Source organism: Streptomyces sp. NBC_01261 (assembly GCF_036226385.1).
In the GTDB taxonomy this organism is placed as follows: domain Bacteria; phylum Actinomycetota; class Actinomycetes; order Streptomycetales; family Streptomycetaceae; genus Streptomyces.
Genome location: NZ_CP108463.1, coordinates 8,184,530 through 8,204,866, shown reverse-complemented (window position 1 = coordinate 8,204,866; position 20,337 = coordinate 8,184,530). Strand labels below are relative to the sequence as shown.

Annotated in this window: 19 protein-coding genes; 9 read left to right on the top strand and 10 right to left on the bottom strand. The window is 69.9% G+C overall.

The features are described from left to right. Positions 1 to 16 precede the first annotated feature (16 nt). Genes OG226_RS36565 through OG226_RS36550 form a run of 4 tightly spaced genes read left to right on the top strand, consistent with a single transcriptional unit; the run spans position 17 to position 3,640 of the window. Complete coding sequence (locus OG226_RS36565; RefSeq protein WP_329351220.1) at positions 17 to 865, top strand: aminoglycoside N(3)-acetyltransferase; 849 nt, start codon at positions 17 to 19, stop codon at positions 863 to 865. 10 nt (positions 866 to 875) lie between these two features. Continuing rightward, positions 876 to 1,799 carry an ABC transporter ATP-binding protein gene (locus OG226_RS36560; RefSeq protein ID WP_328684059.1) on the top strand — a complete coding sequence of 308 codons (924 nt, stop codon included), beginning with the start codon at positions 876 to 878 and terminating at the stop codon, positions 1,797 to 1,799. Continuing rightward, positions 1,796 to 2,572: an ABC transporter permease gene (locus OG226_RS36555; RefSeq protein WP_329351219.1), complete on the top strand. Its 777-nt coding sequence runs from the start codon at positions 1,796 to 1,798 to the stop codon at positions 2,570 to 2,572. The genes OG226_RS36560 and OG226_RS36555 overlap by 4 nt, the downstream gene beginning before the upstream one ends. A gap of 57 nt (positions 2,573 to 2,629) precedes the next feature. Then, positions 2,630 to 3,640: a COX15/CtaA family protein gene (locus OG226_RS36550; RefSeq protein WP_329351218.1), complete on the top strand. Its 1,011-nt coding sequence runs from the start codon at positions 2,630 to 2,632 to the stop codon at positions 3,638 to 3,640. Between the two features lie 22 nt (positions 3,641 to 3,662). Here OG226_RS36550 and OG226_RS36545 read toward each other — a convergent pair whose 3' ends face one another. The 4 genes from OG226_RS36545 to OG226_RS36530 all read right to left on the bottom strand — a co-directional run bounded on the left by OG226_RS36545 (position 3,663) and on the right by OG226_RS36530 (position 7,061). Next, the gene (locus tag OG226_RS36545; RefSeq protein WP_329351217.1) at positions 3,663 to 4,412 is read right to left on the bottom strand and encodes a nucleotidyltransferase domain-containing protein; all 750 of its coding nucleotides are present in this window, start codon (positions 4,410 to 4,412) and stop codon (positions 3,663 to 3,665) included. Positions 4,413 to 4,430: 18 nt separating this feature from the next. Continuing rightward, entirely contained in the window at positions 4,431 to 5,537 is a 1,107-nt protein-coding gene (locus tag OG226_RS36540; RefSeq protein WP_328684055.1) for an amidohydrolase family protein, read from the bottom strand. A gap of 177 nt (positions 5,538 to 5,714) precedes the next feature. Next, positions 5,715 to 6,035 (bottom strand): hypothetical protein, encoded by a 321-nt coding sequence (locus OG226_RS36535; RefSeq protein WP_328684054.1) that lies wholly within the window; start codon positions 6,033 to 6,035, stop codon positions 5,715 to 5,717. Positions 6,036 to 6,107: 72 nt separating this feature from the next. Next, positions 6,108 to 7,061 (bottom strand): heme o synthase, encoded by a 954-nt coding sequence (locus OG226_RS36530; RefSeq protein WP_328686542.1) that lies wholly within the window; start codon positions 7,059 to 7,061, stop codon positions 6,108 to 6,110. A gap of 356 nt (positions 7,062 to 7,417) precedes the next feature. Between OG226_RS36530 and tkt the strand changes: the two genes are divergently transcribed. The 5 genes from tkt to pgl are packed head-to-tail and all read left to right on the top strand — an operon-like array spanning position 7,418 to position 14,077. Beyond that, the gene (tkt, locus tag OG226_RS36525) at positions 7,418 to 9,505 is read left to right on the top strand and encodes a transketolase (RefSeq protein WP_329351216.1); all 2,088 of its coding nucleotides are present in this window, start codon (positions 7,418 to 7,420) and stop codon (positions 9,503 to 9,505) included. Between the two features lie 34 nt (positions 9,506 to 9,539). Then, the gene (gene tal / locus OG226_RS36520) at positions 9,540 to 10,658 is read left to right on the top strand and encodes a transaldolase (protein ID WP_328684052.1); all 1,119 of its coding nucleotides are present in this window, start codon (positions 9,540 to 9,542) and stop codon (positions 10,656 to 10,658) included. Positions 10,659 to 10,662: 4 nt separating this feature from the next. Beyond that, a complete protein-coding gene (gene zwf, locus OG226_RS36515) occupies positions 10,663 to 12,201 on the top strand; it encodes a glucose-6-phosphate dehydrogenase (protein WP_328684051.1) in 1,539 nt (512 codons plus the stop codon). Next, the gene (gene opcA / locus OG226_RS36510) at positions 12,198 to 13,298 is read left to right on the top strand and encodes a glucose-6-phosphate dehydrogenase assembly protein OpcA (RefSeq protein WP_328684050.1); all 1,101 of its coding nucleotides are present in this window, start codon (positions 12,198 to 12,200) and stop codon (positions 13,296 to 13,298) included. The genes zwf and opcA overlap by 4 nt, the downstream gene beginning before the upstream one ends. Further along, on the top strand, positions 13,295 to 14,077 hold the full coding sequence (gene pgl / locus OG226_RS36505) for a 6-phosphogluconolactonase (RefSeq protein WP_329351215.1): 783 nt from the start codon (positions 13,295 to 13,297) through the stop codon (positions 14,075 to 14,077). Before opcA ends, pgl begins: the two co-directional genes overlap by 4 nt. Before the next feature lie 66 nt (positions 14,078 to 14,143). Here the strand turns inward: pgl and pgi are convergent, their stop codons facing one another. The 6 genes from pgi to OG226_RS36475 form a co-directional block, all read right to left on the bottom strand. Beyond that, positions 14,144 to 15,796: a glucose-6-phosphate isomerase gene (pgi, locus tag OG226_RS36500; RefSeq protein ID WP_329351214.1), complete on the bottom strand. Its 1,653-nt coding sequence runs from the start codon at positions 15,794 to 15,796 to the stop codon at positions 14,144 to 14,146. Positions 15,797 to 15,850: 54 nt separating this feature from the next. Continuing rightward, complete coding sequence (locus OG226_RS36495; protein ID WP_329351213.1) at positions 15,851 to 17,119, bottom strand: MFS transporter; 1,269 nt, start codon at positions 17,117 to 17,119, stop codon at positions 15,851 to 15,853. Between the two features lie 132 nt (positions 17,120 to 17,251). Further along, a complete protein-coding gene (locus OG226_RS36490; RefSeq protein WP_078623027.1) occupies positions 17,252 to 17,587 on the bottom strand; it encodes an RNA polymerase-binding protein RbpA in 336 nt (111 codons plus the stop codon). A gap of 207 nt (positions 17,588 to 17,794) precedes the next feature. Then, positions 17,795 to 18,028, bottom strand: coding sequence for a preprotein translocase subunit SecG (gene secG / locus OG226_RS36485; protein ID WP_078652560.1), 234 nt, complete (start codon positions 18,026 to 18,028; stop codon positions 17,795 to 17,797). 154 nt (positions 18,029 to 18,182) lie between these two features. Continuing rightward, positions 18,183 to 18,938 (bottom strand): triose-phosphate isomerase, encoded by a 756-nt coding sequence (tpiA, locus tag OG226_RS36480; RefSeq protein WP_328686541.1) that lies wholly within the window; start codon positions 18,936 to 18,938, stop codon positions 18,183 to 18,185. A 41-nt stretch (positions 18,939 to 18,979) separates the two neighbouring features. Then, positions 18,980 to 20,191, bottom strand: a complete 1,212-nt coding sequence (locus tag OG226_RS36475) for a phosphoglycerate kinase (RefSeq protein WP_328684047.1) — start codon at positions 20,189 to 20,191, stop codon at positions 18,980 to 18,982. Positions 20,192 to 20,337 lie beyond the last annotated feature (146 nt).

The window sequence follows — 20,337 nt, the reverse complement described above, 5'->3', positions numbered from 1 at the left end:
AGGACACTCCACGACCATGCCCACACCCCCTCCCACCGGCCCACTCGTCACCCGGGACACAGTCGCCGCACAACTGCGCGAGCTGGGCGTGCGCCCCGGCGAGACCCTCCTCGCGCACACCTCCCTCAGCTCCCTCGGATGGGTCTGCGGAGGCGCCGTGTCGCTCGTCCGGGCACTCCTCGACGCCCTCACCCCGGACGGCACCCTCGTGGTCCCCACCCAGACCGGCGACCTCTCGGACCCGGCCCACTGGGGAAACCCGCCCGTCCCCCGCGAGTGGTGGGACACCATCCGCACCTCCATGCCGTCCTACGACCCCCTCGTCACGCCCTCACGAGGCGTCGGCGTGATCCCGGAGACCGTCCGCACCTGGCCCGGCGCCGAGCGCTCGGCGCACCCCCAGACGTCCTTCGCGGCACTCGGCCCGCGCGCGTCCGAGATCGTCGCCGGCCACGCGACCGACTGCCGGCTCGGCGAGCGCAGCCCACTGGCCCGCCTGGAGGGCCTGGACGCGCGCGTGCTGCTGCTCGGCGCGGGCTACGACGCCTGCACGAGCTTCCATCTCGCCGAGTACCGCGTCCCGTCCCCGCCGGTCCAGGTCGGCCGCCCCGGTGCGGACGGCTGGGAGACGGTGACCGAGGTGTCGATCACCTCCGACCGCTTCGACGAGCTGGGCCAGGACTTCGAACGGGACCGTACGGTCCTGCGGGGGAAGGTGGGCGCGGCCGACGCCCGGCTGTTCCCGGTGGCGGACGCCGTGGCGTACGCGGAACGGTGGCTGCCGCTGCACCGCCCCCGTGAGGAGGAGATCCCGTCCGGGGGAGATCCCGCACCCGCCCGCCTGCGGCGCGGGCCGCGTACCTAGACTCGGGCCCATGCGAAGTGAGCCCGTGCTCCAGGTCCAGGCCCTGGTGAAGCGGTACGGCACGAAGACCGCGGTGAACGGCCTCGACCTGGTGGCCCATGCGGGTGTCACCGCAGTACTCGGTCCCAACGGGGCGGGCAAGACGACCACGGTCGAGACCTGCGAGGGGTACCGGAAGCCGGACTCCGGCACGGTGCGCGTCCTGGGCCTCGACCCGGTCCGCGAGTCCGCCGCACTGCGCCCCAGAATCGGCGTGATGCTCCAGTCCGGCGGCGTCTACTCGGGCGCCCGCGCCGACGAGATGCTCCGCCACATCGCCAAGTTGCACGCGCACCCGCTGGACGTGGACGCGCTCATCGAGCGCCTGGGGCTCGGCAGTTGCGGCCGTACGACATACCGCCGGCTGTCCGGCGGCCAGCAGCAGCGCCTCGCGCTCGCGATGGCCGTAGTGGGCCGCCCCGAACTGGTCTTCCTGGACGAGCCGACGGCGGGCCTCGACCCGCAGGCCCGCCGCGCGACCTGGGATCTGGTCAGGGACCTGCGCACGGACGGCGTCTCGGTCGTCCTCACGACCCACCACATGGACGAGGCCGAGCAGCTCGCCGACGACGTGGCGATCATCGACGCGGGCAGGGTCATCGCGCACGGCTCCCCCGAGGACCTGTGCCGGGGCGGGGCCGAGAACACGCTCCGCTTCAGCGGTCGTCCCGGCCTCGACGTCGGCTCCCTGCTGAAGGCGCTCCCGGCCGACTCCACGGCCGTCGAACTGACCCCGGGCTCCTACCGCGTCGGCGGCAAGGTGGACCCGCAACTGCTCGCCACGGTCACCTCCTGGTGTGCGCAGCACGGGGTGATGCCGGAGAAGATCTCGGTCGAGCGGCACACCCTGGAGGACGTTTTCCTGGAGCTGACCGGCAAGGAGCTGCGCTCATGACGACGACTGTTCCGGGGACCTACACCCCGCGGCCCGGGGCGGCCCCGCTCCCCCGCATGATCGCGGCACAGGCGGCCCTCGAAACGAGGATGCTCCTACGGAACGGCGAGCAGCTCCTCCTCACGGTGGTCATCCCGACCCTCCTGCTGGTCCTGTTCAGCTCGGTGGACATCGTCGACACCGGCAAGGGCAAGTCCGTCGACTTCCTCACCCCCGGCGTCCTCGCCCTCGCGGTGATGTCGACGGCGTTCACGGGGCAGGCCATCGGCACGGGGTTCGAGCGCCGCTACGGCGTCCTGAAGCGCCTCGCGTCCTCGCCACTCCCCCGCTGGGGCCTGATGACCGCGAAGACGGCGGCGGTGCTGGTCACGGAGATCCTGCAGATCATCCTGCTGACGGCGATCGCCTTCGCGCTGGGCTGGTCCCCGCACGGCAACCCCCTCGCGGTGTTCCTGCTCCTGGTCCTGGGGACGGCGGCCTTCTCGGGCCTCGGCCTGCTGATGGCGGGCACGTTGAAGGCTGAGGCGACGCTCGCCGCCGCGAACCTGGTGTTCCTGCTGCTGCTCGTCGGCGGCGGGGTCATCGTGCCGATGGACAAGTACCCGTCGGGGGTGCAGGACGTGCTGGGGCTGCTGCCGATCTCGGCGCTGTCGGACGGGTTGCGGGACGTGTTGCAGCACGGGGCCGGGATGCCGTGGGGTGACCTGGGGATTCTGGGCGTGTGGGCGGTCGTGGGGCTGGCGGCGGCCGGGAAGTTCTTCCGCTGGGAGTAGGCGCCGTACTCCGGCGCCGGGGACCCTCGTGAACGCGTGCACAAGCACCCCCCTACGATGGTCCCCGTGCCAAACGTGACCCCCGCCGACGTCGTAGCCGCCGCGCGCAACCCCCTCGCCTTCATCGCCGCACGTTGGACCCCGGATCCCCGGACCGTCCGGCGGGCCGCTCTCGCCGCGCTCGTCATGTCGGTGGTCATCGTGGTCACCGGCGGTGCCGTGCGGCTGACGGGTTCCGGGCTCGGCTGCCCGACCTGGCCCAAGTGCACGGACGACTCGCTGACGACGACCAGCGCGATGGGCTTCCACGGAGCCATCGAGTTCGGCAACCGGATGCTGACGTACGTCCTGTGCGCCGCCGTCGGCTGGGCGATCATCGCCGCGCGCTCGGAGAAGCCGTACCGCCGCACCCTCACCCGGCTGGGCTGGGCGCAGTTCTGGATCGTGATGAGCAACGCGATCCTCGGCGGGATCGTGGTCCTCGTGGGCCTCAACCCGTACACGGTCGCGGCCCATTTCCTGCTCTCCTCGGCGCTGATCGCGGTCGCCACGCTGATGTGGCAGCGCAGCCGGGAGGGCGACGGGGAGCCCAAGCCGCTGGTCGGCAAGGCCGTGCAGCAGCTGGTGTGGTTCCTGGTCACCGCCTCCGTGCTGCTGATCGCGGTCGGCACGGTGGTCACCGGCGCCGGTCCGCACGCGGGTGACTCCAAGGAGGTCGACCGCATCCCGATCGACTGGGAGACGGTCGCCAAGCTGCACGCGGTACTCGCCTGGATCGTGGTCACGCTGACGTTCGCCCTGTGGTTCGTCCTCAAGGCGGTCGACGCCCCCAAGGGCCCCCTGGACCGCACCCGGGACCTGTTCCTGATCCTGCTCTCCCAGGGCGTCATCGGTTACGTCCAGTACTTCACGAACCTCCCCGAGGCCCTGGTCGCCCTCCACATGCTCGGCTCCTGCCTGGTGTGGATCGGGGTGCTGCGGGTACTGCTGTCGCTGCGCGAGCGGCCGGAGGTCGTGGCCGACCTGCCGGGCCCGTCGGTGGAACAGTCACTGCCCACGCGCGCGTGAAGCGTCACCCGTAATAAATGGCTCACCCGTAGCGCGTCACCAAGTCGTCGATCGCCGGGCCCAGATAGGCCCGGGTCAGGTCCGCCCGGCGGTGGAGCCAATCGCCCTCTACGGAGGCGGCGGACGGGACCGGATCGTCGTAACGCCGCCGTACGACGTCCTCCACGACCTCCACGGGAGCGCCGAGCCCGGGGAGCAGGTCGAGGGCCTCGCGCTTGGTGATCAGGCGGCCGTCCCGTCGGGTGACCGTCGCGCGGGCGAAGGTGGTCAGGCCCACGTCGACCCAGCCGTTCTCAAGCCAGATCTGCGGCTTGTCGACGGCCGGCCGCCAGAACTCCCGCTGGTCCCGTACGACGAACTCGGACAGCTCCTGGTCCGTCACGGCCGGCAGCAGGTCCTTCGGTCCGCCGCCGTGCAACACCCGCCCGAATTCGTGCAGTTCACGCCGGGTGACGGGGGTGACGGGCCGGCGGGTGACGTGGTCGTGCGCCCAGGTGAGATGGCGCTGGTTCGGGGCGTCCTGCGTTCCCGGGGCGAGGTAGCTGCAGTGCAGCCGGACGGCGAGGGGGTCGGTGCGCAGCCCTCGGTGCAGGGCGACGAGCTGTCGGGCTGTGCTCGGCTTCAGGGGATGGTCGAGGATGGCTATCAGGTCCAGGTCGCTGCGGCCCTCCTGGTAGTCGCCCCCGCCGAGCGAACCGTGGGCCCACACGGCGACGGGCTCCAGGGGGGCCAGTTCGTTCAGGAAGCGGTCGAGCAACGCGTCGGTCGGCATGGGCCCAGTCTGTACAGCTCACTCCAGCCCGTACACCCTCTTTGCGTTGCCGACCGCGATCAGTCCCGCGACCCGTTGCGCATCGGCCGGTGACCAGGCCCCCTCGGCGACCCAGGTGCCGAGCACCCGCGCGAGCGCCTCGCGGAACAGCCGCGCTCCCACGACGTGCAGTTCGGGCAGTCCGTGGGCCCCGCTGGAGAAGAGGATCTTGCCGAAGGGGGCCAGTTCCAGGATCTCGGCGAGCACGGTCGCGGCGCGGGCGCCGGTGCGGACGAGTGCGGCACCGGAGTCGGCGTAGACGTGTGGGAAGACGCCCGCGAGATGGGCCGCGTGCCGGTGGTACGGGTAGCTGTGCAACAGCACCAGGTCCGTGCCGAGGCCGGCCGTCGCCCGCACGAAGTCGGTGAGCAGGACGGGGTCGGTGCGGTCGATACGGACGCCCGGTTCGGCTAATCCGGCGTGCAGTTGGAGCGGCAGGCCGGATGCCACCGCGATCCACAGCAGATGCCGTAGCAGCACCGGGTCGCTGAGCATCCCGCCCACCCGGCGCCCGGCCAGCCAGCGGGCCGCCGCGCCCCGTACCTCGCCGGGGCCCGGCGGTTCGGGCGCGAGGGCGAGGCCGTGCCGTACGCCCGCCACCGACGTGAAGGCGACCGCGCTCGCGGCGGCGCCGTGGACCGACTCGGCGAGGTTGGCGAGGAAGGACTCGACGGTGCCTGAGGTGTCGGCGACCTGTTCGGCGAGGAGTTCCAGGCGGACGATCTCGCGGGCGTCCGCCTGGCCCGCGGTCGCCATCTCGGCGGGTCCTGTGAGGTCGCCGGGCAGGCCGGTGTCGATCAGATACGTCGTGATGCCACTGCCGCGCAGCAGCCTGCGGCCCGCTTCCAGTACGCCGAGTTCACGGCGCCGGGCGAGATAGCGGGCGGGCGGGCAGTGCGGCTCCAGGCCGAGCAGGGGTGGGCACCATCGTCGTACGGCGAAGCCCGTCTGGGTGTCGAAGAGAGTGGTGCCGGGGGCGGGTGGGCCCTCGGTGCGGGCGAGTTGGGCCTCGAAGGTGCCGAGGCCCAACTCCGTTCTCAGGACGCCGTGGCAGTACTGGTCCACGAGGGACGTCGTTTCGATCATCCGGACTCCCCGTTGCTGGACCGTGTGTTCCTGAGGTCCTAACGGGTGAATCGGGTGTGAGGTGTTGCTCGTCCACACCCCGTGTGAGGGGGCGCGATGGGGAGGGGGTGCGGGTTCGTCAGCGATCGATGGTTCGTTGTGGCTGGTCGCGCCGTTCCCCGCGCCCCTTCGGGGCGCTTACCCGCCTACCTGGATACCCGCCATGCGCTTCCACTCGTAGGGGCCCGTCTTCACCTTGGCCGCGAACTCGCCGTCGAAGTCCTCGTGGACGGTGATCCCGGACTTCTCGACGGCCTGCTGGGCGATCTCGTAGGTCGTGGCGACCAGGTCGCCCCAGCCGCCGTCCTCGCCGACGAGGACGATGCGGGCGCCGCGCTCCCCGATGTACGCGACCTGGGCCTCGGCCCCGCCGTGTGCCTTGGCGAAGGTGCCGATCTGCTGGGCGAGGCGGGCCACCTGGCGCTCGGCCTTCGCGTCAACCTGCTGCGTGTCTGCCATGGCCAGGATGCTACCGACGGGTAGATCGAACGGCGACGGGCGGGGTGAGTGACTCCCGCCTCAGCGGGACTCCTACCTGAGGAAGGGGTCCACCGCGATCGCCACGAACAGCAGCGACACATAGGTGATCGACCAGTGGAACAGCCGCATCTCCTTGAGCTTGCCGCCGCTCACCTCGGCCCTGGCGCGGTTCTGCAGCCCGTGCGCCTCCCACAGCCAGAAGCCGCCGGCCAGCAGCGCGACCGTGGTGTAGAACCAGCCGGTGTAGCCGAGGGGCGTGAGCAGCAGCGAGACCGCGACCATGACCCAGCTGTAGATGACGATCTGCTTGGCGACGACCTTGTTCGAGGCGACGACCGGGAGCATCGGAACGCCCACGCGCGCGTAGTCGTCGCGGACCTTCATGGAGAGCGGCCAGTAGTGCGGCGGCGTCCAGAAGAACATGACGAGGAAAAGAATGATGGGGGCCCAGGACATGGAGTCCTTGACCGCGGACCAGCCGATGAGCACCGGAAGACAGCCGGCGATTCCACCCCACACGATGTTCTGCGAGGTACGGCGTTTGAGGATCATCGTGTAGACGACGACGTAGAAGAGGAGCGCTCCGAGCGCGAGCCAGGCGGACAGCCAGTTGACGGTCAGACCGAACATCAGGGTCGAGATGACGCCGAGCGAAATGCCGAAGGCGAGGCATTCTCGGGGACTGACCATGCCGGTGACCAGGGGGCGCTGCGAGGTGCGGTCCATGAGCGCGTCGATGTCGCGGTCGATGTACATGTTGAGCGCGTTGGCGCCACCGGCGGACAGGTAGCCGCCGACGCAGGTGAGGAGGACCAGCTTGAGGTCCGGCACACCCTGTTGGGCCAGGAACATCACCGGAACGGTGGTGATCAGCAGCAGTTCGATGATCCGCGGCTTCGTCAACGCCACGAACGCCATGACCCGGGCCCCGATCGGCCGCCGGCTCGGGCTCTGGCTCGCCCCGACAATCCCCGCTGGACGGGATTCAACGGCCGTCACGCACACCCCTGACAGAGACATCCCAGCAAGCCTTCGGGTGTGAACTCCCCGTAAAGGCTCACGCGTACCACGCCACTGTAGACGTTGCCCAGACCCGGACATTCGCGGGGGTGGGGTCGTGTTGGACGGCACCCCCGGAAGAGCTGATCGCCACTCTGTTGAGCACTCGAACGAGCACCTCCGTATTCAGTTGCCGGATACGAAACGGCCCAGTCGGGAGGCGGATCCGCGAGAGTCCCGGCAGTCTGGAATGACTCGAAAAAATGCACGTTCTTACGGGGGTAGGCTCGACAACGGCCGGTGGGCGCCGCGTGCACCGGCATTCGACATGCGTGACATGTGGAGAGGAGCCCTGACCCAGGGTGAGCACCAAGCCGACCACAACAGACCTCGACTGGACCGAGTTGGACCAGCGCGCGGTGGACACCGCGCGCGTCCTGGCAGCCGATGCCGTACAGAAGGTCGGTAACGGCCATCCCGGTACGGCGATGAGCCTGGCCCCGGCCGCGTACACCCTCTTCCAGAAGGTGATGCGCCACGACCCCGCCGACGCCGACTGGGTGGGACGCGACCGGTTCGTACTGTCCGCCGGTCACTCGTCCCTGACCCTCTACACGCAGCTCTACCTGGCCGGGTTCGGCCTGGAGCTGGCCGACCTCGAAGCGTTCCGCACGTGGGGCTCCAGGACTCCGGGGCACCCCGAGTACGGCCACACCACCGGCGTGGAGACGACGACCGGCCCGCTGGGCCAGGGTGTCGCCAACGCGGTGGGCATGGCCATGGCCGCCCGCTACGAGCGCGGCCTGTTCGACCCGGACGCCGCGCAGGGCGAGTCCCCGTTCGACCACTTCATCTTCGCCATCGCCGGTGACGGCTGCCTCCAGGAGGGCATCTCCGCGGAGGCGTCCTCCATGGCGGGCCACCAGGAGCTCGGCAACCTCATCCTCCTGTGGGACGACAACCACATCTCCATTGAGGGCGACACCGAGACCGCGGTCTCGGAGGACACGGTCAAGCGCTACGAGGCCTACGGCTGGCACGTCCAGCGCGTCGCCCCGAAGCCGGACGGCGACCTCGACCCGAACGCCATCTACAACGCCATCGAGGCCGCGAAGAAGGTGACGAACAAGCCGTCGTTCATCGCGATGCGCTCGATCATCGCCTGGCCCGCGCCGAACGCGCAGAACACCGAGGCCGCGCACGGCTCGGCGCTCGGCGCCGACGAGGTCGCGGCCACCAAGCGGGTCCTCGGCTTCGACCCGGAGAAGTCCTTCGACGTCTCCGACGAGGTCCTCAAGCACACCCGCCAGGCGCTGGACCGGGGCCGCGAGGCGAAGGCCGCGTGGGACCCGTCGTACCAGGAATGGCGCACCAACAACCCGGAGCGCGCGGCCGAGTACGACCGCATCCGCGCGGGCGAGCTGCCGGCCGGCTGGGAAGAGCAGCTTCCCGCCTTCGAGACGGGCAAGTCCGTCGCCACCCGTGCCGCGTCCGGCAAGGTGCTCCAGGCGCTCGGCGCGGTCATCCCGGAGCTGTGGGGCGGCTCGGCCGACCTCGCGGGCTCGAACAACACGACGATCGACAAGACGTCGTCGTTCCTCCCGGCGGACAACCCGCTGCCGGAGGCGAACCCGTACGGCCGCACGATCCACTTCGGTATCCGCGAGCACTCCATGGGCGCGGAACTGAACGGCATCACCCTGCACGGCAACACGCGTGCCTACGGCGGTACGTTCCTCGTCTTCTCCGACTACATGCGCAACGCCGTACGACTGTCGGCGCTGATGCACCTGCCGGTGACGTACGTGTGGACGCACGACTCCGTCGGTCTCGGCGAGGACGGCCCGACCCACCAGCCGGTCGAGCACCTGGCCTCGCTGCGCGCCATCCCGGGCCTGAACGTGATCCGCCCGGCCGACGCCAACGAGACGGCCATCGCCTGGCGCGAGGTCCTGCGCCGCTACACGAAGGTCTACGGCGAGGGCGCTCCGCACGGTTTCGCGCTGACGCGTCAGGGTGTGCCGACGTACGACGCCAACGAGGACACCGCCAAGGGCGGTTACGTGCTGTTCGAGGCGTCGACGGGTACGCCCGAGGTGATCCTCATCGGTACGGGTTCCGAGGTGCATGTGGCCGTCGAGGCGCGCGAGCAGCTGGAGGCCTCCGGGGTTCCGACGCGGGTCGTTTCCATGCCGTGCGTGGAGTGGTTCGACGCGCAGGACCAGGGGTACCGGGACAGCGTGCTGCCGCCGTCCGTCAAGGCGCGGGTCGCGGTCGAGGCCGGGATCGGTCTGACCTGGTACCGGTTCGTCGGGGACGCCGGTCGCATCGTTTCCCTGGAGCACTTCGGGGCTTCCGCCGACGGCAAGGTGCTCTTCCAGGAGTTCGGCTTCACTGCCGAGAACGTGGCCGAGAAGGCCCGGGAATCCATCGCCGCCGCCCAGAGCTGACGCTGACAAACGACACGTAGGAGATGCATTTTCCATGACAGACGCACTCAAGCGCCTCTCCGAGGAAGGCGTCGCGATCTGGCTGGACGACCTGTCGCGCAAGCGGATCACGTCCGGCAACCTCGCCGAACTGATCGACCAGCAGCACGTCGTGGGCGTCACCACCAACCCGTCGATCTTCCAGAAGGCCATCTCGTCGGGCGACGGTTACGAGCAGCAGCTCACCGACCTCGCCGCCCGCAAGGTGACCGTCGAGGAAGCCATCCGCATGATCACGACGGCGGACGTCCGTGACGCCGCCGACATCCTGCGTCCGGTCTACGACACGAGCGGCGGCCAGGACGGCCGGGTCTCCATCGAGGTCGACCCGCGCCTGGCGCACAACACGGCGGCGACCATCGCCGAGGCCAAGCAGCTGGCCTGGCTGGTGGACCGGCCGAACACCCTGATCAAGATCCCGGCCACCCGGGCGGGTCTGCCGGCGATCACCGAGGTCATCGGCCTCGGCATCAGCGTCAATGTGACGCTGATCTTCTCGCTGGCGCGCTACCGCGAGGTCATGGACGCGTTCGTCTCCGGCCTGGAGAAGGCCAAGGAGCGCGGCCTGGACCTCTCGAAGATCCACTCCGTGGCGTCCTTCTTCGTGTCCCGCGTGGACACCGAGATCGACAAGCGGATCGACGCGCTGGGCACCGACGAGGCCAAGGCCGCCCGCGGCAAGGCCGGTCTCGCCAACGCGCGGCTGGCCTACGAGGCGTACGAGGAGGTCTTCTCCTCGGACCGCTGGGCCGCTCTCGACAAGGCGCAGGGCAACAAGCAGCGTCCGCTGTGGGCCTCGACCGGCGTCAAGGACAAGGCCTACAAGGACACGCTGTACGTGGACGACCTGGTGGCACCGAACACGGTGAACACCATGCCGGAGGCCACCCTTGAGGCCACCGACGACCACGGACAGATCACCGGCAACACCATCTCCGGCACGTACGAGCAGTCCCGCGCCGAGATCGCCGCCGTGGAAGCGCTCGGCATCTCGTACGACGAGGTCGTACAGCTGCTGGAGGACGAGGGCGTCGAGAAGTTCGAGGCGGCCTGGACCGACCTGCTCAAGTCGACCGAGGCGGAACTCGCGCGCCTCGCCCCCTCGGAGGGCTGAGACCTTGGCTCCTCATTCCGGTTCCGGAGCGAATCCGCTTCGTGACCCCGCCGACCGACGGCTCCCGCGTATCGCGGGGCCGTCGGGCCTGGTCATCTTCGGCGTCACAGGCGATTTGTCACGCAAAAAGCTGATGCCCGCCGTGTACGACCTCGCCAACCGGGGTCTGCTGCCGCCGGGTTTCTCGCTCGTCGGCTTCGCCCGGCGCGAGTGGGCCCACGAGGACTTCGCACAGGAGGTCCACGACGCGGTCAAGGAGCACTCCCGCACGCCGTTCCGTGAGGAGGTCTGGCAGCAGCTCGTCCAGGGGATGCGCTTCGTCCAGGGCACCTTCGACGACGACGACGCGTTCGAGCGGCTGCGCGACACGATCGACGAACTGGACAAGGCGCAGGGCACGGGCGGCAACTTCGCCTTCTACCTGTCGGTGCCGCCGCGTTCCTTCCCGGTCGTCATCCAGCAGCTGAAGAAGCACGGTCTCGCCGACCAGGAGAAGGGTTCCTGGCGCCGCGCGGTCATCGAGAAGCCCTTCGGCCACGACCTCAAGTCGGCCGAGGACCTCAACAAGGTCGTGCACGAGGTGTTCGCCGCGGACCAGGTCTTCCGCATCGACCACTACCTCGGCAAGGAGACCGTCCAGAACATTCTGGCGCTCCGCTTCGCCAACACGATGTTCGAGCCGATCTGGAACCGGTCCTTCGTGGACCACGTGCAGATCACCATGGCCGAGGACATCGGCATCGGCGGCCGGGCCGGCTACTACGACGGCATCGGCGCGGCCCGTGACGTCATCCAGAACCACCTGCTCCAGCTGATGGCGCTGACCGCGATGGAGGAGCCCGCCTCCTTCTCCGCCGACGCGCTGGCCGCCGAGAAGGAGAAGGTGCTCGGCGCGGTACGGCTGCCGAAGGACCTGGGCAGGAACACGGTCCGCGGGCAGTACGCGGAGGGCTGGCAGGGCGGCGAGAAGGCCGTCGGCTACCTCCAGGAAGACGGCATCGACCCCAAGTCGAAGACCGACACCTACGCCGCCATCAAGGTCGAGGTCGACAACCGCCGCTGGGCGGGCGTCCCCTTCTACCTGCGCACCGGCAAGCGCCTGGGCCGCCGCGTCACCGAGATCGCGGTGGTCTTCCAGCGCGCCCCGCACTCCCCCTTCGACCAGACGGCGACGGAGGAACTGGGCCAGAACGCGATCGTCTTCCGCGTCCAGCCCGACGAGGGCGTCACGGTCCGCTTCGGCTCCAAGGTGCCCGGCACCTCGATGGAGATCCGGGACGTCTCCATGGACTTCGCCTACGGCGAGTCGTTCACGGAGTCCAGCCCGGAGGCGTACGAGCGCCTGATCCTCGACGTCCTGCTGGGCGACTCGAACCTCTTCCCGCGCACCGAGGAGGTCGAGCTGTCCTGGAAGATCCTCGACCCGATCGAGCAGTACTGGGACAAGCACGGCAAGCCCGCGCAGTACCAGTCCGGGACGTGGGGTCCGGTCGAGGCGGACGAAATGCTCGCACGAGAGGGACGGAGCTGGCGTCGGCCATGAAAATAGACCTCACCGACACCACTGCCAGCAAGATCAACAAGGGGCTGGTGAAAGCCCGCCGCGCCATCGGCACCCCGGCCGTCGGCATGGTGCTCACCCTCGTCGTCGTCACGGACGAGGAGAACGCCTACGACGCGCTGAAGGCCGCCAACGACGCGTCGCGCGAGCACCCCTCGCGCACACTCGTCGTCATCAAGCGCGTCTCCCGCTCGCCCCGGGACCGCACCCAGTCCCGCCTCGACGCCGAGGTCCGGGTGGGCACGGACGCGGGCAGCGGCGAGACGGTCGTGCTCCGGCTCTACGGCGAGGTCTCCGACCACGCCCAGTCCGTGGTGCTGCCGCTGCTGCTGCCGGACGCGCCGGTGGTGGTCTGGTGGTCGGTGGACGCGCCGCGCGACCCGGCCAACGACCCGCTGGGCGCCCTGAGCCAGCGCCGGGTCACCGACAGCTACGCGGCGGAGAAGCCCGTCGACGAGCTGCGGTCCCGCGCCGAGAGCTACGAGCCGGGCGACACCGACCTGGCCTGGGCCCGGATCACTCCGTGGCGTTCGATGCTGGCCGCCGCGCTCGACCAGGTCGACTCCGAGATCGTCTCCGTCGAGGTGGCGGGCGAGGAGTCCAACCCGAGCGTCGAACTCCTCGCGATGTGGCTCGCCGACCGCCTCCACGTGCACGTCCGGCGGGCGGTCTCCGCGGGTCCCGGTCTGACCCAGGTGCGCCTGGAGACGACCGGCGGCCCCATCACGCTGCACCGCTCCGACGGGGCGATGGCCACCCTGGCCCTGCCCGGCCAGCCGGACCGCGCGGTGGCGCTCAAGCGCCGCGAGACGTCCGAACTCCTCGCGGAGGAGCTGCGCCGGCTCGACCCGGACGACACCTACGCGTCCGCGCTGCGGTTCGGCGTGGACCGGCTGGGTGGCATCCAGTCGGCGGCGGAGCGGGCGGAGGCGGCTGCTCAGCCCGTACCGGCGCTGCCGGTGCGCGCGGTGACGGAGCCGGCGGCGACCGGCGTGCAGCCGGCCACTTCGGAGAGCGGGGACTCGGACCGGCCCACCCCCGCGAAGATGCCCCCGGTCAAGAAGGCTGATCCGCAGTGAGCACTCCCCAACTCGTCGTCCACCGCGACAAGGAACTGATGGCCCAGGCCGCCGCGGCCCGCCTGATCACGAAGATCGTGGACGCGCAGGCCTCGCGCGGCTACGCCTCGATCGTGCTCACCGGCGGTCGCAACGGCAACGGTCTGCTGGCGGCTCTGGCGGGTCAGCCCGCCCGGGACGCCGTCGACTGGGGCCGCCTGGACCTGTGGTGGGGCGACGAGCGGTTCCTGCCCGAGGGCGACCCGGAGCGCAATGTCACCCAGGCCCGTGAGGCACTGCTCGACGCGGTGCCGCTGGACCCGAAGCGCGTGCACGCCATGCCCGCGTCCGACGGCCCCTACGGCAACGACGTGGAAGCGGCGGCGGCAGGCTACGCCGAGGAACTCGCCCGGTCCGCCGGCCCCGAGAACCACGGTTCCGTCCCCACCTTCGACGTCCTCATGCTGGGCGTCGGCCCGGACACCCATGTGGCGTCGCTCTTCCCGGAGTTGCCCGCCGTACGGGAGACCGAGCGCACGGTCGTCGGCGTCCACGGCGCGCCCAAGCCGCCGCCGATCCGGGTCACGTTGACCCTCCCGGCGATCCGGTCGGCCCGCGAGGTGTGGCTGCTCGCGGCCGGCGAGGACAAGGCGGAGGCCGCGGCCATCGCCCTGTCCGGCGCGGGTGAGATCCAGGCACCGGCGGCCGGTGCGCAGGGCCGCGCCCGCACCCTGTGGCTGCTGGACGCGGCGGCGGCCTCCCAGCTGCCACGCGCGCTGTATCCCCCGGCTTCGGCCTGACACCGGCGACAACCGTATCCCGCTGAAGAGCCCGTACGACCTCGGTCGTACGGGCTCTTCCGTGTCTCAACGCCCGCGCAGCTCGCGGTACTTGGCGACCAGGGCCGTCGTCGACGCGTCCAGGCCGGGCACGTCCGCGCCCTCGCTCAGGGCGGGTTCGACGCGCTTGGCGAGGACCTTGCCCAGCTCGACGCCCCACTGGTCGAAGGAGTCGATGTTCCAGACCGCGCCCTGGACGAACACCTTGTGCTCGTAGAGGGCGATGAGCTGGCCGAGGACCGAGGGGGTCAGCTCGCGGGCCAGGATCGTGGTCGTGGGGTGGTTGCCCTTGAACGTCCTGTGCGGCACCAGTTCCTCGGGCACGCCCTCCGCGCGTACCTCGTCCGGTGTCTTGCCGAAGGCCAACGCCTGGGTCTGGGCGAAGAAGTTGGCCATCAGCAGGTCGTGCTGCTTCTTGAGCCCGTCGCTCAGCCCGGCGACCGGCTCGGCGAAGCCGATGAAGTCCGCCGGGATCAACTTCGTGCCCTGGTGGATGAGTTGGTAGTAGGCGTGCTGGCCATTGGTCCCGGGCGTGCCCCAGACCACCGGCCCGGTCTGCCACTCCACCGGATTCCCGTCCCGGTCCACGGACTTGCCGTTGGACTCCATGTCCAGCTGCTGCAAGTAGGCGGTGAACTTGGAGAGATAGTGCGAGTACGGCAGCACCGCGTGCGACTGGGCGTCATGGAAGTTGCCGTACCAGACGCCCAACAGGCCGAGCAGCAAAGGCACGTTGGACTCGGCGGGCGCGGTGCGGAAGTGCTCGTCGACGAGGTGGAAGCCGTCGAGCATCTCGCGGAAACGGTCCGGGCCGATGGCGATCATCAGCGACAGGCCGATCGCCGAGTCGTAGGAGTACCGTCCGCCGACCCAGTCCCAGAACTCGAACATGTTGTCCGTGTCGATACCGAACTCGCTGACCTTGCCGGCGTTCGTCGACAGGGCCACGAAGTGCTTGGCGACGGCGTCCTGACCGGCTTTCAGCTCCGTGAGCAGCCAGTCGCGGGCCGAGGTCGCGTTGGTGATCGTCTCGATCGTGGTGAAGGTCTTGGACGCGACGATGAACAGCGTCTCGGCCGGGTCCAGGTCGCGGGTCGCCTCGTGCAGGTCGGCGCCGTCCACGTTCGACACGAACCGGACCGTCAGACCGCGGTCGGTGAAGCTGCGCAGCACCTCGTACGCCATCGCCGGACCCAGGTCCGAGCCGCCGATGCCGATGTTGACGACGTTGCGGATACGACGGCCCGTGTGGCCGGTCCACTCGCCGGAGCGGACGCGGTCCGCGAAGCCGGCCATCTTGTCGAGCACGGCATGCACCTGCGGCACGACGTTCTCGCCGTCGACCTCGATCACCGCGTCACGCGGGGCACGCAGCGCAGTGTGCAGTACCGCGCGGTCCTCGGTGACGTTGATCTTCTCGCCGCGGAACATCGCGTCCCGGAGGCCGAACACCCCGGTGGCGGCGGCCAGCGCGTGCAGCAGCCGCAGGGTTTCGTCGGTGACGAGGTGCTTCGAATAGTCGAGGTGCAGGTCACCGACCTTGAGCGTGTAGCCGGTGCCGCGCCCGGGATCGGCGGCGAACAGCTCCCTCAGCCGCACCTCGCCGACTTCCTCACGGTGCTTGGCCAAGGCGGTCCACTCGGGCGTCTGGTTGAGCCTGGTACGGCCGTCTGCGTTCATTGCGACTTCAGCCTTCTTTCCTACCGACCTGGGGGCCGGTTCCAACCTAATTGATCAGCCCGCGACATGAGCGGTCGTCGCGTCGTACTGCGGGGCAACAACAGGTACGTCCGGCTTGACCGCGGGTATCAGTGCGATGACCGACAGGACAAAGAAGGCGGCGGTGAGCAGGGCGGGCGTGTTCAGGCCCCAGGCGGTGGCGACGACCCCACCGAGGAGGGCGCCCAGCGGGGCCCCTGCGGCGGCCAGGGTGCGGAAGGCGGAGCTGACCCGGCCCAGCATCTCGGCGGGGGCACGCTGCTGCATCAGCGTGGTCGTGTTGACGTTCCACAACATGCTCATGAGGCCGAAGACACCGAGGGCCGCCACGACCGCGACCAGGCTGCGCACGGAGCCCATGACGACGAGGGCGCCGGTCTGCACCGAACCCGCGAGCAGCACGCTCCGCATCGGGCCGAGACGGGTGGTGATCCGCCCGTTCACCAGTCCCCCGGCCAGACCGCCGATGGTGAACGCGGTGGTCGCCGCCGCGTACCCGGCGGTTCCGGCGTCCAGCCAGCCGGTCACCAGGATGACCAGGGTGGCGATCAGGGCACCCATGCCGACGTTGCACAGGGCTGTCGCGGCGCACAGCCCGCGCAGGGGCCGATCACGCCACAGGGCGCGCAGTCCGTCCGCGATCTCCCCGCGCAGGGTGCTGCCCACCGGTCCCGGCGCACGGTCGGGCGCCGTGGTGCGCAGCGAGGCGACCAGTGCGGCGGCGAGGAGGAAGGTGCCCGCGTCGGCCATGAAGGGGACCGCCGCCCCCGCGGCGATCAGCAGAGGCACCACGGGCGTTCCCATCAGGCCGCCCGCGATCTTCTGTCCGGTCATCAGCCGGGTGTTGGCGCTGCCGAGCGACGCCCGGTCCACCAGGGCCGGCAGCAGGGCCGTAGAGGCGTTGTCGAAGAGGGTCTGGAGCGTGGTCAGCGCGAAGGCCAGCGCGATGAGCAGCAGGATCGAGGCGTGGCCGAGGGCGACGGCCACGGCGAAGGCGGCGACGAGCAGTCCGCGGACCGCGTCCACCATCCACATCGCGCGGCGCTGGTCAACCCGGTCCGCGACCGCGCCGCCGAGCAGTCCGAAGACGATCCAGGGCAGATAGCCGCAGGCGGTCACGGAGGCGATGAGAAGGGGCCGGTCCGTCAGTGAGACGGCGAGCAGCGGCAGTGCCGCACCACGCAGCGCGTCCCCGAACCGCGAGATCACGGCGGCGCTCAACAGCCGCCCGAACCCCCCGCGCCACGAGGGCACATGACTGCCCGTCACCTCGACCGTCGTCACAGCTCCCCCTCACGATTCGTCACTTCACAAACCGTAGAGGGCACCACTGACAATCGGTCCGGAGGCGGTCGGCCACCGGCCTGCGAAACAGCTCCGGCCAGACACCCTGTGGGCGTCCGGCCGGTTCAACTCCTAGATTTCTCCCCGCAGTTTGGCGAGCGCCTCGGCGAGGATCGCCTCGCCGTCCGCGTCGCTGCGCCGCTCCCGTACATACGCGAGGTGCGTCTTGTAGGGCTCGGTGCGCGGCGGGGCCGGCGGATTGTCCCGGTCCTGTCCGGCCGGGAAGCCACAGCGGGGGCAGTCCCAGGTTTCGGGAACCTGCGCGTCGCTGGCGAAGCTGGGCTGCGTCTCGTGTCCGTTGGAGCACCAGAAGACGATGCGCAGCCGGGGCGCGGACTCGCCGCGCTCGGCCTCACCCATCGGCCCCGCCCCGACCCGGCTTCCTCGGATCGCGTTGCCACTTGCCACGGTCGTAACTCCCTGCGTGATGGTGCCGCGAAGCGAGTCGGCGTTTTCGCTCCGTTGCGAGCGCCTCAGTCTACGTAAGGCCCAACGCGCGTCCAGTGGTTGGAGTTACAGCCCCTACACCTAGACGCAAGCCCCATGATAGGCCGCGCTCAGCTGCGCGTACCGAACATGGGGCCTTACGTACGGAATGTGCGACGGAACGTGCGGTCAGCTCGTCTTCATCAGCAGGCCGAGCACGACGATGCAGGCGAACCAGAGCACACCGAGCACCACGGTGATGCGGTCCAGGTTGCGCTCGGCGACCGAAGAGCCGCCGACGGACGACGCCATGCCGCCACCGAACATGTCGGAGAGACCGCCGCCCTTCCCCTTGTGCATCAGCACCAGCAGCATCAGCAGCAGGCTGAAGACGATCAGGGCGATCGAGAACCCCAAAACCACGGCTGGACCAACTTCCTCGGATTCGGATGGACGACAGGGGCATAGCGGCTGGCGCTATGCCCCCGCAAGGGTACGACGGATCGCGGCTACCGCCTACACGCGGCTTGTCGGTTCGCCTCCGGGGCACTCAAGCCGGTGCGGCTCAGTGCTGAACTCACTGGTCGCGGAAGCGCGCGATCTTGACGAACTCGTCCGCGTCCAGCGAGGCACCGCCGACCAGGGCGCCGTCGACGTCGGGCTGGGCCATGATCTCGGCGACGTTGCCGGACTTGACGGAGCCGCCGTACTGGATGCGGACCTGGTCGGCCAGCTCCTGCGAGTACAGCTCGGCGAGCTTGCCGCGGATGGCCTGGCAGACCTCCTGGGCGTCGCCGGCGCCGCAGACCTTGCCGGTGCCGATGGCCCAGACGGGCTCGTAGGCGATGACGACGGACTCGGCCTGCTCGGCCGGGACGTCCTTGAGGCCGCCCTCGACCTGGGCCAGGGTGTGCGGGACGTGGTTGGCGGCCTCGCGCACCTCCAGCTCCTCGCCGACGCAGAGGATCGGGGTCAGGCCGTGCTTGTAGGCGGCCTTGACCTTGGCGTTGACGATCTCGTCGGTCTCCGCGTGGTACTGGCGGCGCTCGGAGTGGCCGATGGCCACGTACGTGCACTTCAGCTTGGCCAGCATCGCACCGGAGATCTCGCCGGTGTAGGCGCCGGAGTCGTGCGCCGAGATGTCCTGGGCGCCGTACTTGATCTTGAGCTTGTCGCCGTCGACCAGGGTCTGCACGGAGCGCAGGTCGGTGAAGGGCGGCAGGACGGCGACCTCGACGGCCTCGTAGTCCTTGTCCGCGAGGGCGAAGGCGAGCTTCTGGACGTGGGCGATGGCCTCAAGGTGGTTGAGGTTCATCTTCCAGTTGCCCGCCATGATCGGCGTGCGCCCAGAAGAAATAGATGGAGCCATTAAGGTCAGTCCTCCAGTGCGGCGAGGCCGGGGAGCGTCTTGCCCTCTAGGTATTCGAGGGAGGCGCCGCCGCCGGTCGAGATGTGGCCGAATGCGTTCTCGTCGAAGCCCAGGATGCGGACGGCCGCGGCGGAGTCGCCACCGCCGACGACCGTGAAGGCCGGGGAGTCGAGAAGGGCCTGGGCGACCGCCTTGGTGCCCTCGGCGTAGTCGGGGTGCTCGAAGACGCCCATCGGACCGTTCCAGAAGATGGTGGCCGCGTCGGCGAGCTTCGAGGCGTACAGGGCACCGGTCTCGGGACCGATGTCGAGGCCCATCTGGTCAGCCGGGATGGCGTCCGCGGCGACGACGGTGGGGTTGGACGGGGCCTTCGTCTTCAGGTCCGGGAACCCGGCCGAGGTCACGACGTCGACCGGGACGACCAGCTCGACGCCGTTCTTCTCGGCGCGCTCGACGTACTCGGTGACGGCGGGCAGCTGGTCGTCCTGGACCAGGGAGGCGCCGATCTCGTAGCCCTTGGCCTTGAGGAAGGTGAAGGCCATGCCGCCGCCGATGAGGATGCGGTCGGCCTTGCCGAGCAGCTGGTCGATGACGGCGAGCTTGTCGGAGACCTTGGAGCCGCCGAGGGCCACTACGTAGGGCCGCTTGACGTCCTCGGTGAGCTTCTTCAGGACGCCGACCTCGGTGGCGATGAGGTAGCCGGCGTAGTGCGGCAGGCGGGCCGGGAGGTCGTACACGGAGGCGTGCTTGCGGTGCACGGCGCCGAAACCGTCGCCTACGTAGACGTCCGCCAGGGCGGCGAGCTGGTCGGCGAACTCGCCGCGCTCGACGTCGTCCTTGGAGGTCTCGCCCGCGTTGAAGCGCAGGTTCTCGATGACCGCGACCTGGCCGGGTTCGAGGCCGCGCACCGCGTCGTGGGCGGCGGGGCCGACGGTGTCCTGGGCGAACGCGACCGGCGCGCCGAGGAGTTCGGCGAGGCGCTCGGCCGGCTGGAGGAGGGAGAAGGCCGGGTCCGGGGCGCCCTTGGGACGGCCCAGGTGCGAGGCCACGATCACCTTGGCGCCCGCCTCGACGAGGGCCTTGACCGTAGGCAGCACGGCGCGGATGCGGCCGTCGTCGGTGATGAGGCCGTCGGCCAGCGGAACGTTGAGGTCGGCGCGGACGAAGACCCGCTTGCCGTCCACGCCTTCGGCGAGAAGTTCGTCGATCGTCTTCATAAAGGGACTCCTAGGGAGGGCTCTTCAGATCCGAGAGGGCTGATCGATCACTACGTAGCAAAGGCTCGGACACTACGTAGCAAGGGCTCGGGCAGCGCGGCGTGCGCTGCCCGAGCCCTGACTCACATCGAGTTGCCTGCTCTGGG

What these genes read in the sequence shown, in the direction of transcription:
- pgi (WP_329351214.1), bottom strand. Translation starts at nt 15,796, where the DNA reads ATGAACGCAGACGGCCGTACCAGGCTCAACCAGACGCCCGAGTGGACC.
- OG226_RS36545 (WP_329351217.1), bottom strand. Translation starts at nt 4,412, where the DNA reads ATGCCGACCGACGCGTTGCTCGACCGCTTCCTGAACGAACTGGCCCCC.
- OG226_RS36535 (WP_328684054.1), bottom strand. Translation starts at nt 6,035, where the DNA reads ATGGCAGACACGCAGCAGGTTGACGCGAAGGCCGAGCGCCAGGTGGCC.
- OG226_RS36475 (WP_328684047.1), bottom strand. Translation starts at nt 20,191, where the DNA reads ATGAAGACGATCGACGAACTTCTCGCCGAAGGCGTGGACGGCAAGCGG.
- OG226_RS36550 (WP_329351218.1), top strand. Translation starts at nt 2,630, where the DNA reads ATGGTCCCCGTGCCAAACGTGACCCCCGCCGACGTCGTAGCCGCCGCG.
- opcA (WP_328684050.1), top strand. Translation starts at nt 12,198, where the DNA reads ATGAAAATAGACCTCACCGACACCACTGCCAGCAAGATCAACAAGGGG.
- OG226_RS36565 (WP_329351220.1), top strand. Translation starts at nt 17, where the DNA reads ATGCCCACACCCCCTCCCACCGGCCCACTCGTCACCCGGGACACAGTC.
- OG226_RS36555 (WP_329351219.1), top strand. Translation starts at nt 1,796, where the DNA reads ATGACGACGACTGTTCCGGGGACCTACACCCCGCGGCCCGGGGCGGCC.
- tpiA (WP_328686541.1), bottom strand. Translation starts at nt 18,938, where the DNA reads ATGGCGGGCAACTGGAAGATGAACCTCAACCACCTTGAGGCCATCGCC.
- tal (WP_328684052.1), top strand. Translation starts at nt 9,540, where the DNA reads ATGACAGACGCACTCAAGCGCCTCTCCGAGGAAGGCGTCGCGATCTGG.
- OG226_RS36540 (WP_328684055.1), bottom strand. Translation starts at nt 5,537, where the DNA reads ATGATCGAAACGACGTCCCTCGTGGACCAGTACTGCCACGGCGTCCTG.
- OG226_RS36560 (WP_328684059.1), top strand. Translation starts at nt 876, where the DNA reads ATGCGAAGTGAGCCCGTGCTCCAGGTCCAGGCCCTGGTGAAGCGGTAC.